Here is a 13,106-nt window from a genome sequence, read left to right on the forward strand (position 1 = left end):
AAGATCCCCATGCGTTCCCTCCCGGCGGTCATGGCCGCCATGCTGCTGCTGACCGCCTGCGGCACCACGGAGCCCCCCGCCGCCCCCACGCCCCAGGAGCCGTCGGCGGGCGCCGCGGCCCCGATCACCGTGACCGACGCCCGCGGCAAGCAGGTCACCCTCGACAGGCCCGCGACCCGCGTCGTCGGCCTGGAATGGGGGGAGGTCGAGATGCTGGTCGCCCTCGGGGTCCAGCCGGTCGGCGCGGCCGACGTCAAGGGTTACGGCACGTGGGTCACCGCGGCCCCGCTCGACGCCTCCGTCAAGGACGTCGGCACCCGCCAGGAGCCCAGCGTCGACTCCGTCGCCGCCCTCCAGCCGGACCTCGTCGTCATGGAGTCCGACGACGCCGCCCTCATCGGCCAGCTGGAGAAGATCGCCCCGGTCATCGTCGCCAAGGGCAGCGACGCCGCCGCGAACCTCACCCGCATGCGCGACGACCTCACCCTGCTCGCCACCGCCGTCGGCAGGACGGAGCAGGCGGCCAAGGTGATGGCCGACTTCGACGCCGCCATGGCCGCCGGCAGGGCCAGGATCGCCGCCTCCGGCTCGGCCGGGCAGAAGTTCATGATGGCCGACGGCTGGAAGGACGGCAGCAAGATCTCCATCCGCCCGTTCGGCAAGGGCGCCCTGGTCTCCGACGTGGCCGAGCGGCTCGGCCTCACCAACGCCTGGACCGGCCAGGTCGACGCGCAGTGGGGCCTCGGCAGCACCGACGTCGAGGGCATGACCGCGGTCAAGGACGAGAACCTGCGCTTGTTCTACAACGCCTCCGACGGCGTGGACGTCTTCGCCGGCCTGGCGGGCAACTCCCTGTGGAAGTCGCTGAGCTTCGTCAAGCGGAACCAGATCACCAAACTGCCCGACGGCATCTGGACCTTCGGCGGCCCCCTGTCGTGCCGGCAGTTCGCCGACGCCCTGGTGAAGGCGTACGCCGGGTGATCACCGCAGTCGAGGCCCCCGCGACGCCGCTGCGCAGGCTCGGCGTCGCGGGGGCCTTCCTCGTGACCTTGGCCGCCGTCGCGGCCCTCGCCGCGCTCCACCTGACGCAGGGCACCTCCGACACCGACCTGTTCGCCCTCGACGAGCAGGCGATGAACGTGCTGGTCGCCTCCCGGCTGCCGCGGCTGCTGGCGGCGGTCAGCGTCGGCGTCGCGCTCGGCGCGGCGGGCGCGCTGCTGCAGTCGGTCGCACGCAACCCGCTGGCCTCGCCCGACACCCTCGCCGTCAGCAACGGCGCGTACCTGGCGGTCGTGCTGGCCGCCACCTTCGGGCTGAGTCTGCCGGCCTTCCTGTCCGGCGGCCTGTCCTTCCTCGGCGGCCTGGCCGCCGCCGCCCTGGTGCTCGCCCTGTCGGCGGGGGGCAGGACCGGCACGACGCGGCTGATCCTGGCCGGCTCCGCGACCGCGCTGGCCCTGCAGTCGGTGACCACCCTGCTCATGATTCTCTTCCAGGAGGAGAACACCGGCCTGTTCGCCTGGGGCAGCGGCTCGCTCGTGCAGAGCGACCTCGGCGGCGTCACCCAGATGGCCCCGGTCATCGTGGTCGCGATCGGGGCGGCCGTCGCGCTCGGCTCCCGCCTCGACATCCTCGGCCTGGGCGACGACACCGCCTCGGTGCTGGGCGTGGACGTCCGGCGGCTGCGGCTGACCGTCGTCGTGCTCGCGGTCATGCTCTCGGCCGCCGCGGTCACCGTGGCCGGGCCCGTCGGGTTCGTCGGCCTGTGCGCGCCGGTCGTCGTCCGGCTGCTGGCCCGCCGGCTGCCCGAGCTGGGCCGGCATCGCGTGCTGGTGCCGCTCTCGGCGCTGGCCGGCGTGGTCGTCCTGCTGGCCGCCGACATCGCGCTGCGCTTCGTGCTCGGCGCGCAGGCGGGCGTGGACGTGCCGCCGGGCGTGGTGACCGCGATGCTGGGCGCGGGCGTGCTCATGTGGCTGGCCCGCCGGCACCGTGACGCCGGGCCGGCCCGGCGGCCGCCGACCGTCCGCACCGCCGCCGCCCCCGGCCGCGCCGCCTTCGCGGTGATCCTGCTGTCCGGGACGGCGCTGCTGATCGTGTCCGTCGTGCTGGGCCTGCTCGGCGGCGACACCTGGTTGCTGCTCGGCGACGTCGCCAACTGGCTGCGGGGCAGCACCGGCAGGGCGCTGACGTACGTGCTCGACCAGCGCTGGCCGCGCGTCGCCGCGGCGGTCCTGGCCGGCGCCGCGCTCGCCGTCTCCGGCGCGGCCTTCCAGGCCGTCTCCCGCAACCCGCTGGCCGAGCCGGGTGTGCTGGGCGTCACCGCGGGGGCGGGCGCGGCGGCCGTCGCGACGCTGACCCTCGTGCCCGCGGCCGGGATCGCCGCGGTGTCCGGCGCGGCCGGGTTCGGCGCGCTCGCCGCCTTCGCCCTGGTCCACCTGCTGGCCTGGCGCGGCGGGCTCAGTTCGGACCGGCTCGTGCTCATGGGCGTCGGCGCGCACGCGCTGTTCAACGCGGTCACCGTGCTGATCATCGTCAGGTCCGACCCGTGGAACACCGCCAAGGCGCTCACCTGGCTCTCCGGCTCCACCTACGGGCGGGTTCCGGCCCAGCTGCTGCCGGTCGCCGTGGCGCTCGCGCTCTTCCTGCCGCTCGCTGCGTGGCTGCGGCGCGACCTCGACCTGCTCGCGCTCGACGAGGACACGCCCCGGGTGCTCGGGGTGCCGCTGGAACCCGTGCGGCTGCTCGCGCTGGGCGGCGCCGTGCTCGTCACCTCCACGGCGGTCTCGGCCGTCGGCGTGGTGGGGTTCGTCGGGCTCGTCGCCCCGCACGCCGCCCGCGCGCTGGTCGGCGGCAGGCATGTGCGGCTCCTGCCCGCGGCCGCGGTGCTCGGGGCGGTGCTGGTCAGCCTGGCCGACACGCTGGGCCGTACGGTGATCGCGCCCGCCCAGGTGCCGGCCGGGCTGGTCACCGCGCTGCTCGGCACGCCGTACTTCGTGTGGCTGCTCTGGCGCTCGCGCGCCGGAGGCCGGGCGGCCGCTCAGTGACCTTCCCGGGCGCGCCTGGGAAGGTCACGCCCACTCGGCGCCGAGCAGCCGTTCCAGCTCGGCCTGCGTGCGGTCGGGGTCGTAGCCGGGGACGGCCTCGCGCATGAGGTCGTGGGTGCGCCGCCGGACGTCGGCGGCCGCCCCCCGTATCGCCGCCAGCGTCTCCTCGGCCAGGTCCTGGGCGCCCAGCCGCAGGGCGCGCCGGTCGTAGCGGACGTCGAGGACGCGCCCGTCGGCGTCGACGGTCACCCGCACGTGGCCCGACGGGCTTTCGCCGGCGCCGATGACGGCCCGCAACTCCTCCTGCGCCGACTCCAGCCAGGCCAGCATGCGCTCGCCCCGGCGGGCGGCCTCGTCCAGCTCGCGTTCGCTGATGTTGGCGGGGTCGATCTCCGGCCCGAACACGCTCGGCCTCCTAGTAAAGGTCGTTGAGTGCCTGCTCGACCCGCGCGCGCACGAAGGTCTCGTCCAGTGGCGCGGGCACGGCGGCGGTGGCGTCCCGCACCCCGTCGGCGATCTCCCGGGCCTGGCGCGCGGCGTCGTCCTGCGCGGCTCGCAGCACCGCGGCGGTCTTCCTGCCGAGCGCGGCCTCGTCCAGGCGCAGCGCCCGCGGGTCGATGCGCAGGCGGGTGGGGACGCCGTTGCCGTCGGCGACCGCCTCGACCAGCCCGTCGTCGCTCTCCGCGCGGCCCTCCACCCGGCCGATGGACGCCCGCGCGTCGTGCAGCGCCCGGATGGCGTGGCGGCTCTGGGCGACGTACTGGTGCAGGTACTCGGCGTCGTCCTCAGGCGCGGGTGAACGCATGTCGAACCTCCGACAGTCAGTCACGTGAACGTTCAGTGTAGAGGTAAACCTCTGGGCCGGATTTGACTGGATATGCTTTCTGGGCATGACGGGATTTGAGATCGCCGCGGGGGCGGTGAGCCGTGACGGCGCGTACGTCACCGGCCATGGGGCGAACTACGAGGCCGCGGTCACGCGGCTGCGGCAGCGGGGGAGCGGCGCCCGGACCTTCGGCGGCGAGGGGCTGTTCGCCACCATCATCGCCACCTACAACGAATGCCTGCAGACCTCGCTCGACGCGCTGACGGGCATCGGCGGGCAGATCGCCGAGACCGGCGAGGGGCTGCGCATGGTCGCGAGGAACACCCGGGCGGCGGAGAGCGCCACCGTCGAGAGCTTCGAGAGCCCCGGGTGGCGGTGACCCTCGACCCGCACGTGGCGGGTTTCCTCAACCTCATCGGTTTCCCCTGGCCGAACGACAACGAGGACGAGTGGCGGCTTGAGGCCGACGACTGGCGGGTCGTCCTCGCCGCGTCGTCGGCCCAGGGCGCCGCGGCCGACGAGTCGGTGCGCAACGCGTCGCAGTCCTACCAGGGCGACTCGGCCACGCACCTGGCCGGCCACTGGAACCAGGTCGGCGACGGCGGCGGCCACATCTCCCAGGCCGCCTCGGCGGCGAGGGTCGCGCCGGCCGTCCTCGACGGCACCGCGAACGTGGTCAGCGCGGTCAAGCTGGCCGTGGGCACGCAGGCCGCGTACGGACTGACCGCCGCCACCCAGGCGCTGCTGTTCGGCGGCGCCGCGGGCGGCATGATCGCGCTCGCCCGCATGCAGATGACCCGCCACGCCGTGGGCAGGGTGGCGCTCGAAGGCGCCGAGGGCACCGCCAGGGGCCTGGCCCCGGTGCTGAGCGGCCGGGTGACCGAGACCATGCGCCGCATCATGAAGGAGATGGAGAAGCGGCCGCACGCCCGCGACGGCATGCTCCAGATGGGGCGCAGGCGCGGCGGGGGCGGCGGCGGCAAGGGCGGGAAGGGCGGCGGCTACGACCCGAACGCCTCGGCGAGCTTCGACAACGCCGCGCAGCGCATGCACGGCAAGTTGCCCGACAGCAACGACGTCAGCAAGATGACACCGGAGCAGGCGAGGCGGACGGCGGCCGACGTCAGGAACAGCATCCTGACGCGGAAGATGAACGAGGCCCGGCTCGGCAGGGACTCCGGGCACGCCGCCCGGCTGGAGCAGGAGCAGCAGCTCCTGCGCGACCTCGACCGCAAGGCCGACGAGGGGAAATAGCACCACATGCAGACACAGACGGGCGACGACCTGATGGCGCGCATCCTCGCCCGCCCCGTGGACGACGAGGCCCGCGGCCAGGTCGCCAACGACCTGCTCAACGAGCTGTTCGACGGCTACCCCGTCGAGAACCTGCGCATCCTGCTGCGCAGCGGCGACGACGACGCCGTGCAGACCGGCGCCTGGCTGCTGTCGGAGCTGGGCGAGCCGGCCGAGCCGCTGCTGGACGAGGTCCCCGCCCTGCTGGCCCACCCGCGGACCCAGGTGCGGTTCTTCGCCGTCGAGTTCGTGCTGCTCGCCGCCGACGAGCGGCACGCCGGCGTCATCGCCCAGACCCTCGCCCTGAGCCGGACCTCCGACACCGCCATCCGCTGGAAGGTCCTGCACTTCCTGGCGATGGCCTCGACCGAACAGCTCATGGCGGGGCTGTCCCGGCTGGCCGACCCCGAGGTCGGACGGCTCGCGGCCGGGCTGGTCGCCGCCGACGCCGAGGACCCCGACCCGGGCGACGTCGTCGCCGCGCTGGAGGGCGACGACCCGGTGGCCCGCCTGTTCGCCGCGGCGATCGCGACGCGCATGGCCGAGGACGACGCAGCGCTGCTGCGTCTCGCCGCCAGGGTGAAGGACGAGGAGGTCAGTTCGTTCGCGCAGTGGCAGCTCATGCGGCTGCAGGGCTAGCGCGCCCGCCTCACCGGCCGTCGAGGAGCAGCGGCAGCAGGATCAGCAGCCAGAAGACGGCGACGGCCACGGAGCTGATCAGGACGCGGGCCAGGCGTGACGGGGGTCGGCGGCGGCGGATCGGCGTGTCCACGGCCCTGGTCACCGGGGCCCGGACGCGGAGCCCAGGTTCTGCTCCAGCCGTTCGATGCGCTCGATGAGCGGCTGCACCTGCTGCCGCACCGCCTCGGCCAGCGCCTGCGCCGGATCGCCGGCGGCCGACGTCTGGGCGCGCAGGTGCACGTAGCCGGCCAGGGCCGCCGTCACGGCCCGGCGGACCAGGCGGGACTCGGCGCCCAGCGCCCGCAGGACCTGCCCGGCGGCGCCGTCGGGCTCGGTGATCAGGCCCAGGAGCAGGTGTTCGCAGCCGACGTAGTTGTGCCCCATCGCGGTCGCCTCGGTGACCGTCAGTTCGAGGGCGCCGGCGGCGGCGTCGCTGAAGTGCACCACCGAGTCCCCGCCGGCCCCGCGTTCCCCGTCTTCCCCGCGCTCTCCGCCTTCCGCGCCGGACGGCTGCCCGTCCAGGTCGCGCTGGACCTGGGCGGGGTCGATGTCGACCGCTCTGAGCACGTGCAGCGCCAGGTTCTGCCCCTCGGCCAGCATCCCGGCCAGCAGGTGCCCGGTGCCGACGGCCGGCGCCGCGTCGGCGCGGGCCCGGTCGATGGCCAGCTTGACGACCGTGCGGGCGCGGTCGGTGAAGCGCGGCAGCCGTTCGGCCAGGTCACCGGCGTCCAGCTCGCTCAGGGCGGTCTGGCGGATGGCGGTGATCCTGCGCACCGCCTGCTCCAGCGCGCGCTGGCAGATCGCCGACACCGGGACGCCGGCGGCCTTGACCGCCTCGGCCAGCTCGTCGGGCAGGTACACGTTGATCTTCGGCATGACGACGCCTTTCCAGCCTTGGGGGTATCGCCGGGTTACCTCCTACCTATACACCCATAGGGGTTAGCTCTTCCAGGCTTTATGCCCCCACGGAAATTGACAACAGGAGGTCCAGCCACCACCCTTTCACTATTCAATTAGTGAAAGGGTGATGCGTTGATCGAGTTCAGCCTGGACCGCGGCTCGGGGGTCTCGCGCTACCTTCAGCTCGTCCACCAGGTCAAACAGGCGCTCCGGCTGGGCACGCTGCGGCCCGGCGACCAGTTGCCGACCGCCCGCGAGGTGGTCGAGAGCCTGGCCATCAACCCCAACACCGTGCTCAAGGCGTACCGGGAGCTGGAACGCGAAGGGCTGGTCGAGGGGCGGCCGGGGATGGGCACGTTCGTCCGGGAGGGCGTCGCGGGGGCGACGCTCGCCGAGCACACGCGGTTGCGACGCGGTCTGGAGGCGTGGGTGCGGCAGGCCCGGTCGGCGGGGCTCGATCAGGAGGACCTGCGGGCGTTGTTCGCCGTGGTCCTGGCCGACGCCGCGAAGGAGGAAGTGGCATGAGCCCCGCGCTGGAGGCGACCGGGCTGGGGGTGCGTCATCGCCGTACCTGGGTGTTGCGCGACCTTTCGCTGGCCGTGCCCGCGGGGCGCGTGGCGGCGCTCGTCGGGCCCAACGGCGCGGGCAAGACCACGCTCATGCACGCGGCCGTCGGCCTGCTGCGGCCCGCGGCGGGGAGCGTCCGCGTGACCGGCGACGCGGCGTTCGTGGCGCAGGACAAGCCGCTGTACGAGAGCTTCACCGTCGCCGAGATGCTCGCCTTCGGCCGCCGCATGAACACCCGCTGGGACGACGCGGCCGCCGCCGACCGGCTCACCCGGCTGGGCGTCCCGCTGGGGCGCAAGGTGAGCGCGCTGTCGGGCGGGCAGCAGGCGCAGGTGGCGGTCACCCTGGCGCTGGCGAGCCGGCCCGACCTGCTCGTGCTGGACGAGCCACTGGCCAACCTCGACCCCCTGGCCCGCCACGACGTGATGCGCTCGATCATGGCCGAGGCCGCCGACCGGGCGCTGACCGTGCTGCTGTCCTCGCACGTCGTCTCCGACCTGGAGGACACCTGCGACTGGCTGATCCTGCTGAACGGGGGCCGGGTGCAGGTCAGCGGTGACATCGAGGAACTGCTGGAGGAGCATCTCGTGCTCACCGGACCGCAGGAGGCGTCGACGGCGGGGACGCGGGTGGTGGCCGAGAGCCGTACCGGCAGACAGGCCCGGTTGCTGGTGAGAGGCGGGCCGCCGCTCGATCCGCGCTGGCAGGCGCGCCGCCCCGGCCTGGACGAGCTCGTCATGGGCTACCTGCGCAGCCCCGGGGCGGCGGCGCTGCCGCACCTGACGGAGGTGGACGCGTGATCTGGGTGACGTGGCGCCAGCACCGGGCGCAGATCGTCGTGACGGCGGGGTTCCTGGCGTTGCTGGGGCTGCTGCTGCTGGGCTCGGCGGTGGAGGCCGGCTGGTACGTGGCCGAGCACGCCCAGCCCGGCTGCCCGGGGCCCGCCGTGGCCTGCGGAGAGCTGGCGGTGGCGCTCGGCGAGCGCTACGACGCGGTGTACTCGGTGTTCGGCTGGATGCCGCTGGTGGCGCCGGCGCTGATCGGGGCGTTCTGGGGCGCGCCGCTGCTCGGCCGGGAGTACGAGCGCGGCACCCACCGCCTGGCCTGGACCCAGGCCGTGCCCGTGTGGCGGTGGCTGGCGGTCAAACTGTCGATCCTGGGCGGCGCGGTCGTGGCGGGCGGCCTGCTGCTGTCGATCATGGTGAGCCTGTGGCGGCCGGTGTTCAGGGAGGGGGTCGACTCCACGTTCGGCAACCTCGGGACGTTCAACATGGTCGGGGTGGAGCCGGCGGCGTGGTGGTTGTACGCGTTCGCGCTCGGCACCGCCGCCGGCACCCTGTTCCGCCGTACGCTGCCCGCGATGGCGCTGGTCGTCGCGGGGGTGACGGTGACGATGTTCACGCTGTTCCAGCTGAGCGACCACTACGCCGAGCCGGCGCGCGCCGTGCTGTCCGGCACCGTGGTGCTGGACGACCCCGACGCCCGGCTGGTGAGCGCCGCCTGGGTGGAGCCGTCCGGGAGGGAGGTCGCCGAGCCGACCGGCACCGGCTGCCCGCGCCGGGTCGACGTCGGCCAGAGCGGCAGGAACGCCGAAGCCTGGCAGGCGTGCCTGTTCGGCAAGGGGTACCGGTACGCCGTGTACCACCATCCGCCGTCCAGGTTCTGGCGCTTCCAGTGGACCGAGGCGGGGATCCTGGTGCTCCTGGCGGCGGCCCTCGGCGGCCTGGCCGTGCGCCGCGCCCTCCGCCGTACCGGCTGACCGGCCGGTACGCGGCGAACGTCAGCGGACGGGCGGATCCCACCAGGTCAGGTTGGCGGCGGCCTGGGACACCGGTTCGATGATCTCCCACGCCTCGGCGATGCGGCCGCCGTCCAGGCGCCAGATGTCCACGACCACGATCTCCGGGCCGCCGTCCGGCGCCTGACGGCGCGAGTGCATCACGACGTGGTCGCCGTCGGCCAGCACGTGGTCGATCTCCACGCGCATGCCGGCCAGCGGGACGAGCGCGGCGCGCACGGCGCCGAGCCATTCGGTCTTGGTCGAGGCCGCAGAACCGGGCCGGTGGTGCCGGAAGTCGTCGCTCAGCAGGGGCGCGAGCGCGTCGACGTCGCCCGTCCCGATCAGTTCCGTCAGCGCGCGCCGCACGATGGCCTTGTTGTCGTTCGTCATGGGAACACCCTGGTCGGCTCCGCCGGGGATGTCGATGAAAAGGGATTTCATGGCGGACGTCCAGTAGTCTCGGCGGCCATGCGGACTGTCGGGGACATGTTGCGGCAATGGCGGCATCGCCGGCGGCTCAGCCAGCTCGACCTGGCGATCGCCGCCGACGTCTCGGCCCGGCACGTGAGCCTGGTGGAGACCGGCAAGTCCAACCCGAGCGCCGAGATGATCCTGCGGCTGGCCGACCAGCTCGACGTGCCGCTGCGGGAGCGCAACCGGCTGCTGCTCGCCGCCGGATTCGCCCCCCGGTACGCCGAGCACCCGCTCACCGGGGACGCGCTGGGGACGGCCGGGGAGGCGGTCGCGCGGGTGCTGCGCGCCCACGAGCCGTACCCGGCGGTGGTCCTCGACCGCCGGTGGAACATCGTGATGAGCAACCGGGCCGTCGACGCGTTCCTCGTGGACGTCGCGCCCGACCTGCTGCGGCCGCCGGTCAACATCGTCCGGCTGGGGCTGGAGCGCGGCGGGCTCGCTCCCCGGATCGTCAACCTGGCCGAGGTGCGCGCGGTCCTCAGGGCCCGGATCGCGCGCCAGCTCGCCGTCGCCCCCGACGCAGAGCTGCACGCGCTCTACGAGGAGCTGCTCGCGCCGGGTCCGGGGGAACCGCTCACGCCGGGCCCGGAGGAGGCGGGCCGGCCGGTCGCGTCGGAGGTCACCGTCCCGATGATCTTCCGGTTCGGCGCGGCCGAACTGCGGCTGTTCTCGACCACCACCACGTTCGGCACCCCGATGGACATCACGCTGGACGAGATCTCGATCGAGTCGTACTACCCGTCCGACGCCGAGACCGCCGCCTATTTCGTGAAGTTCGGCGCGGAGGTGCTGGCGGGGGAGTGACGGGGTTCCATCGCGGCCCGGGGTCAGACCACCTCGAAGGTGCTCATCATGGCCATGTCCTCGTGTTCGAGGTTGTGGCAGTGCAGGACGTACCGGCCCCGGTAGCCGGTGAACCGGGTGATGATCTCCACGGTCTGCGCCTCCCGCAGCTCGACGGTGTCCTTCCACTCCGGCGGGCCGTCCGGCCGTTCGCCGCCGACCGAGAGCACCTGGAAGGGCGCCAGATGCAGGTGCACGGGGTGGGCGACGTCGCTGGTCACCCGCCAGACCTCGACCTGGCCGAGCTTGGGCCGGGCATCGACGCGGCGCACGTCGAAGGGCTTGCCGTTGATCAGCCAGCCGGTGTGGCCGCGCAGGTCGCCGCTGCTGAACTCGAAGTCGCGGGTCACCGCGGCCGCGGCCGGGTCGAGGCGTTCGACGGTGGACAGGACCTTGGGGATCGCCGAGTCGTCGCGGGCGTCGCGCTCGACGGTGAACCGCATCACCCGGGCCTGCGGCCCTTCCCCGAGCAGGTTGCGCAGCTCGACGTGGTCGCCGACCCGGTAGGCGGCGAAGTCCACGATCACGTCCGCGCGTTCCCCGGGCGCCAGCCGGATGCGCTGGAGCGGGCGCGGCGCCGCCAGCAGGCCGCCGTCGCTGCCGATCCGGGTCAGGGGGCCGCCGGGCGACAGGGCCAGCTCGTACGTGCGGGCGTTGGAGGCGTTGAGCAGCCGCAGCCGGTGACGGGCGCGGTCCACGCCGAGCCGGGGCCAGGGCGCGCCGTTGACCAGGATGACGTCCCCCAGCACGCCGCCCATGAACGCCTCGCGGGCGCCGGGGCCGTCCTGCCTGCCGGGGTAGGGCATCGTCCCGTCGGCCTGGAAGGCGCGGTCGCAGATCAGCAGCGGCACGTCCCGCTCGCCCGACGGGAGCGGCAGCCTGTCCTGCTCGTCGTCGTCGACGATGAAGAAGCCGGCCAGGCCGCGCCAGACCTGCGGCCCGGTGTGGTCCATGCGGTGGTCGTGGTACCACAGCGTGGCCGCGCGCTGCTCCAGCGGGAAGACGTGGTCGCGGTGCGCGCCCGGCTGGACCAGGTCGGTGGGGAAGCCGTCGGACTCGGGCGGGGTGTGCCCGCCGTGCAGGTGGGTGACCGTCGGAGCGGGCAGGCGGTTGCCGACGCGCACGACGGTCCGGCGGCCCGAGCGCGCCCGGATGGTGGGGCCGGGGAACTGCCCGTCGTACCCCCAGACCGGGGTGCGCAGGCCGGGCAGGATCTCCACCTCGGCCGGGCGCTGGAGGAGCTCGTAGTAGTCGGCGCCCGCGTCCGTCCTGGCCGGTCTGGCCACCGTGGGCCGCGGGAGCGGCACGGCGTACGGCGCGGGCAGCGGCGCGTCGCTGGTCATCAGCTGGGGCAGCGGGGTGCGGGTCAGCAGCGAGCAGCCCGAGACGCCCGAGACGCCCAGCGCCGCGCCGACGCCGAGCAGCCGCAGCGCCTGTCGCCTGGTCATGCCGGTCATGCCGGTCATGCGGTTCATGCCGACGGCGTCCGGAGACGGCCGGCGGACCAGGCCCGCGTGGTCTGCACCATGCTGCCGCCGAACATCAGCACGCCGAGCGGCACGTGCACGCCCTTCACGTGTGCCATGCCCAGCGCCATCTGCACGAGCGTCGCCACCAGCATGCCGACGGCGGGCAGGATGGCCGCCCGCTGCTTGGTCATCACCGCGGCGACCAGGTACAGCAGCACGGTGGCCGCGACGGCCAGCGCCGTGGCGCTGTGGGCGGCCCGGCCGCCCGGCGTGCTCAGCAGCAGCCCGGCGGTGACGGCCTGCAGCAGCAGGGCGACGGTCTGCGCGACGAGCGCGATACGCAGGAACATGACGGTTCTCCTAACGGGACGAGGTCGAGGGACGGGCGGCGACCGCGGCGACGAAGACCAGCACGAAAGCGGCCGGCGCGGCGGCGCCGGACGCCGGCCGGCGCAGCAGGTCGCGGCCGGCGAGCGCCGGCCCGAGGGTGGTCAGGATGGCCAGGCCCATCGCGCTCCGCATGACCGGCTCGTCGACCTTCGTCATCGTGGTGTGGAAGGTCAGGCGCACGTCCGGCGGCACGGCTGCGAACGTGGGCGCCACGTCGGCCGCGCCGTGTCCGAACGCGCCAGCGAGCAGCCCGGTCGCCGGCAGCGCGGCGCCCTGGAGGTACCTGACTCGGGATCTCATGTCTGGTAATCGTCGTCCGGCCGGGGCTCCGTGGCGTCCCACCGGCGGACTCATCTGCCGCTACCCCAGCGGGATCAAATGCCGGCCGCGTCTACGACGACGGATGTAGTGCCGCGCTACCGCGCCGTACGGACCGGCGCCGCGAAAAGGCCCGTGACCAGGGCGTTCCTGGTCACGGGCCGGGGTGTACGGGGTGTACGGGGTGCCGTCAGGCGTCGCAGAACCAGCCGTTCTCGACCGCGCCGTTGGCGTTGACGTTGCCGTAGGCGAAGCCGTACACCCATTCCTTGTAGGCGCCGCCGAAGCCCTTGACGGTGAAGGTCTGGCCCCGGTGCAGGGTGCCGACGAAGTCGCGGACCATCAGGTCGTCCGCGCACACCGTCAGCCGGCGGCCGATGTCGTCCGCCCCCGCGTACGGGTACGGTCCGGCGGCCTGGGCCACCCCGCTGTTCACGGTGAGCACCGCCGCCAGCGTGCCCGCGCCGACGATGAGCCGTGCGATGTGCTTGCGCGTTTTCATCGAAACCGGTCGTCCTCTCGGT

Annotated in this window: 18 protein-coding genes; 9 read left to right on the top strand and 9 right to left on the bottom strand. The window is 73.9% G+C overall.

From position 1 onward, the window contains the following. Positions 1 to 9: 9 nt before the first annotated feature. Both ACFYYW_RS19860 and ACFYYW_RS19865 read left to right on the top strand, forming a co-directional pair. Complete coding sequence (locus tag ACFYYW_RS19860; RefSeq protein WP_387650439.1) at positions 10 to 981, top strand: ABC transporter substrate-binding protein; 972 nt, start codon at positions 10 to 12, stop codon at positions 979 to 981. Further along, positions 978 to 3,041, top strand: a complete 2,064-nt coding sequence (locus ACFYYW_RS19865; RefSeq protein ID WP_387650441.1) for an iron ABC transporter permease — start codon at positions 978 to 980, stop codon at positions 3,039 to 3,041. Before ACFYYW_RS19860 ends, ACFYYW_RS19865 begins: the two co-directional genes overlap by 4 nt. A 24-nt stretch (positions 3,042 to 3,065) precedes the next feature. On the opposite strand, the gene ACFYYW_RS19870 is transcribed toward ACFYYW_RS19865, so the two are convergent. Together ACFYYW_RS19870 and ACFYYW_RS19875 are read right to left on the bottom strand one after the other, a co-directional pair. Beyond that, positions 3,066 to 3,446, bottom strand: a complete 381-nt coding sequence (locus ACFYYW_RS19870; protein ID WP_387650442.1) for a YbaB/EbfC family nucleoid-associated protein — start codon at positions 3,444 to 3,446, stop codon at positions 3,066 to 3,068. A gap of 10 nt (positions 3,447 to 3,456) precedes the next feature. After that, positions 3,457 to 3,846, bottom strand: coding sequence for a YbaB/EbfC family nucleoid-associated protein (locus ACFYYW_RS19875; RefSeq protein ID WP_387650444.1), 390 nt, complete (start codon positions 3,844 to 3,846; stop codon positions 3,457 to 3,459). An 85-nt stretch (positions 3,847 to 3,931) separates the two neighbouring features. Between ACFYYW_RS19875 and ACFYYW_RS19880 the strand changes: the two genes are divergently transcribed. Genes ACFYYW_RS19880 through ACFYYW_RS19890 form a run of 3 tightly spaced genes read left to right on the top strand, consistent with a single transcriptional unit; the run spans position 3,932 to position 5,799 of the window. Then, positions 3,932 to 4,246 carry a hypothetical protein gene (locus ACFYYW_RS19880; protein ID WP_352329297.1) on the top strand — a complete coding sequence of 105 codons (315 nt, stop codon included), beginning with the start codon at positions 3,932 to 3,934 and terminating at the stop codon, positions 4,244 to 4,246. Next, the gene (locus ACFYYW_RS19885; protein ID WP_387650445.1) at positions 4,237 to 5,121 is read left to right on the top strand and encodes a hypothetical protein; all 885 of its coding nucleotides are present in this window, start codon (positions 4,237 to 4,239) and stop codon (positions 5,119 to 5,121) included. Before ACFYYW_RS19880 ends, ACFYYW_RS19885 begins: the two co-directional genes overlap by 10 nt. A gap of 6 nt (positions 5,122 to 5,127) precedes the next feature. Then, positions 5,128 to 5,799, top strand: a complete 672-nt coding sequence (locus tag ACFYYW_RS19890) for a hypothetical protein (protein WP_387650447.1) — start codon at positions 5,128 to 5,130, stop codon at positions 5,797 to 5,799. Positions 5,800 to 5,809: 10 nt separating this feature from the next. Here the strand turns inward: ACFYYW_RS19890 and ACFYYW_RS19895 are convergent, their stop codons facing one another. Both ACFYYW_RS19895 and ACFYYW_RS19900 read right to left on the bottom strand, forming a co-directional pair. Continuing rightward, positions 5,810 to 5,932, bottom strand: coding sequence for a hypothetical protein (locus tag ACFYYW_RS19895; protein ID WP_387650449.1), 123 nt, complete (start codon positions 5,930 to 5,932; stop codon positions 5,810 to 5,812). 8 nt (positions 5,933 to 5,940) lie between these two features. Continuing rightward, on the bottom strand, positions 5,941 to 6,717 hold the full coding sequence (locus ACFYYW_RS19900; protein ID WP_387650451.1) for a Clp protease N-terminal domain-containing protein: 777 nt from the start codon (positions 6,715 to 6,717) through the stop codon (positions 5,941 to 5,943). Positions 6,718 to 6,873: 156 nt separating this feature from the next. On the opposite strand from ACFYYW_RS19900, the gene ACFYYW_RS19905 reads away from it, so the two are divergent. Genes ACFYYW_RS19905 through ACFYYW_RS19915 form a run of 3 tightly spaced genes read left to right on the top strand, consistent with a single transcriptional unit; the run spans position 6,874 to position 9,067 of the window. After that, the gene (locus tag ACFYYW_RS19905) at positions 6,874 to 7,266 is read left to right on the top strand and encodes a GntR family transcriptional regulator (RefSeq protein WP_387650453.1); all 393 of its coding nucleotides are present in this window, start codon (positions 6,874 to 6,876) and stop codon (positions 7,264 to 7,266) included. Beyond that, a complete protein-coding gene (locus tag ACFYYW_RS19910) occupies positions 7,263 to 8,108 on the top strand; it encodes an ABC transporter ATP-binding protein (protein WP_387650455.1) in 846 nt (281 codons plus the stop codon). Before ACFYYW_RS19905 ends, ACFYYW_RS19910 begins: the two co-directional genes overlap by 4 nt. Beyond that, complete coding sequence (locus ACFYYW_RS19915) at positions 8,105 to 9,067, top strand: ABC transporter permease (RefSeq protein WP_387650456.1); 963 nt, start codon at positions 8,105 to 8,107, stop codon at positions 9,065 to 9,067. Before ACFYYW_RS19910 ends, ACFYYW_RS19915 begins: the two co-directional genes overlap by 4 nt. A gap of 21 nt (positions 9,068 to 9,088) precedes the next feature. On the opposite strand, the gene ACFYYW_RS19920 is transcribed toward ACFYYW_RS19915, so the two are convergent. After that, on the bottom strand, positions 9,089 to 9,478 hold the full coding sequence (locus ACFYYW_RS19920) for a nuclear transport factor 2 family protein (RefSeq protein ID WP_387650458.1): 390 nt from the start codon (positions 9,476 to 9,478) through the stop codon (positions 9,089 to 9,091). A 78-nt stretch (positions 9,479 to 9,556) separates the two neighbouring features. On the opposite strand from ACFYYW_RS19920, the gene ACFYYW_RS19925 reads away from it, so the two are divergent. Then, positions 9,557 to 10,366, top strand: coding sequence for a helix-turn-helix domain-containing protein (locus ACFYYW_RS19925; protein ID WP_387650460.1), 810 nt, complete (start codon positions 9,557 to 9,559; stop codon positions 10,364 to 10,366). Positions 10,367 to 10,389: 23 nt separating this feature from the next. Here the strand turns inward: ACFYYW_RS19925 and ACFYYW_RS19930 are convergent, their stop codons facing one another. The 4 genes from ACFYYW_RS19930 to ACFYYW_RS19945 all read right to left on the bottom strand — a co-directional run bounded on the left by ACFYYW_RS19930 (position 10,390) and on the right by ACFYYW_RS19945 (position 13,084). Further along, positions 10,390 to 11,880 carry a multicopper oxidase family protein gene (locus ACFYYW_RS19930; protein WP_387650462.1) on the bottom strand — a complete coding sequence of 497 codons (1,491 nt, stop codon included), beginning with the start codon at positions 11,878 to 11,880 and terminating at the stop codon, positions 10,390 to 10,392. Beyond that, the gene (locus ACFYYW_RS19935; RefSeq protein ID WP_387650464.1) at positions 11,877 to 12,224 is read right to left on the bottom strand and encodes a hypothetical protein; all 348 of its coding nucleotides are present in this window, start codon (positions 12,222 to 12,224) and stop codon (positions 11,877 to 11,879) included. The genes ACFYYW_RS19930 and ACFYYW_RS19935 overlap by 4 nt, the downstream gene beginning before the upstream one ends. Positions 12,225 to 12,234: 10 nt before the next feature. Continuing rightward, positions 12,235 to 12,564, bottom strand: a complete 330-nt coding sequence (locus ACFYYW_RS19940; protein WP_387650466.1) for a hypothetical protein — start codon at positions 12,562 to 12,564, stop codon at positions 12,235 to 12,237. Positions 12,565 to 12,772: 208 nt separating this feature from the next. After that, positions 12,773 to 13,084: a hypothetical protein gene (locus ACFYYW_RS19945; protein WP_387650467.1), complete on the bottom strand. Its 312-nt coding sequence runs from the start codon at positions 13,082 to 13,084 to the stop codon at positions 12,773 to 12,775. Between the last annotated feature and the right edge of the window lie 22 nt (positions 13,085 to 13,106).

This window comes from Nonomuraea sp. NPDC001831, assembly GCF_042892035.1.
Lineage (GTDB): Bacteria > Actinomycetota > Actinomycetes > Streptosporangiales > Streptosporangiaceae > Nonomuraea.

Excerpts from the sequence above, each read along its gene's own strand:
- ACFYYW_RS19860 (WP_387650439.1), top strand. The coding sequence starts at position 10 with ATGCGTTCCCTCCCGGCGGTCATGGCCGCCATGCTGCTGCTGACCGCC.
- ACFYYW_RS19875 (WP_387650444.1), bottom strand. The coding sequence starts at position 3,846 with ATGCGTTCACCCGCGCCTGAGGACGACGCCGAGTACCTGCACCAGTAC.
- ACFYYW_RS19880 (WP_352329297.1), top strand. The coding sequence starts at position 3,932 with ATGACGGGATTTGAGATCGCCGCGGGGGCGGTGAGCCGTGACGGCGCG.
- ACFYYW_RS19890 (WP_387650447.1), top strand. The coding sequence starts at position 5,128 with ATGCAGACACAGACGGGCGACGACCTGATGGCGCGCATCCTCGCCCGC.
- ACFYYW_RS19900 (WP_387650451.1), bottom strand. The coding sequence starts at position 6,717 with ATGCCGAAGATCAACGTGTACCTGCCCGACGAGCTGGCCGAGGCGGTC.
- ACFYYW_RS19910 (WP_387650455.1), top strand. The coding sequence starts at position 7,263 with ATGAGCCCCGCGCTGGAGGCGACCGGGCTGGGGGTGCGTCATCGCCGT.
- ACFYYW_RS19920 (WP_387650458.1), bottom strand. The coding sequence starts at position 9,478 with ATGACGAACGACAACAAGGCCATCGTGCGGCGCGCGCTGACGGAACTG.
- ACFYYW_RS19925 (WP_387650460.1), top strand. The coding sequence starts at position 9,557 with ATGCGGACTGTCGGGGACATGTTGCGGCAATGGCGGCATCGCCGGCGG.
- ACFYYW_RS19930 (WP_387650462.1), bottom strand. The coding sequence starts at position 11,880 with ATGAACCGCATGACCGGCATGACCGGCATGACCAGGCGACAGGCGCTG.
- ACFYYW_RS19935 (WP_387650464.1), bottom strand. The coding sequence starts at position 12,224 with ATGTTCCTGCGTATCGCGCTCGTCGCGCAGACCGTCGCCCTGCTGCTG.
- ACFYYW_RS19940 (WP_387650466.1), bottom strand. The coding sequence starts at position 12,564 with ATGAGATCCCGAGTCAGGTACCTCCAGGGCGCCGCGCTGCCGGCGACC.
- ACFYYW_RS19945 (WP_387650467.1), bottom strand. The coding sequence starts at position 13,084 with ATGAAAACGCGCAAGCACATCGCACGGCTCATCGTCGGCGCGGGCACG.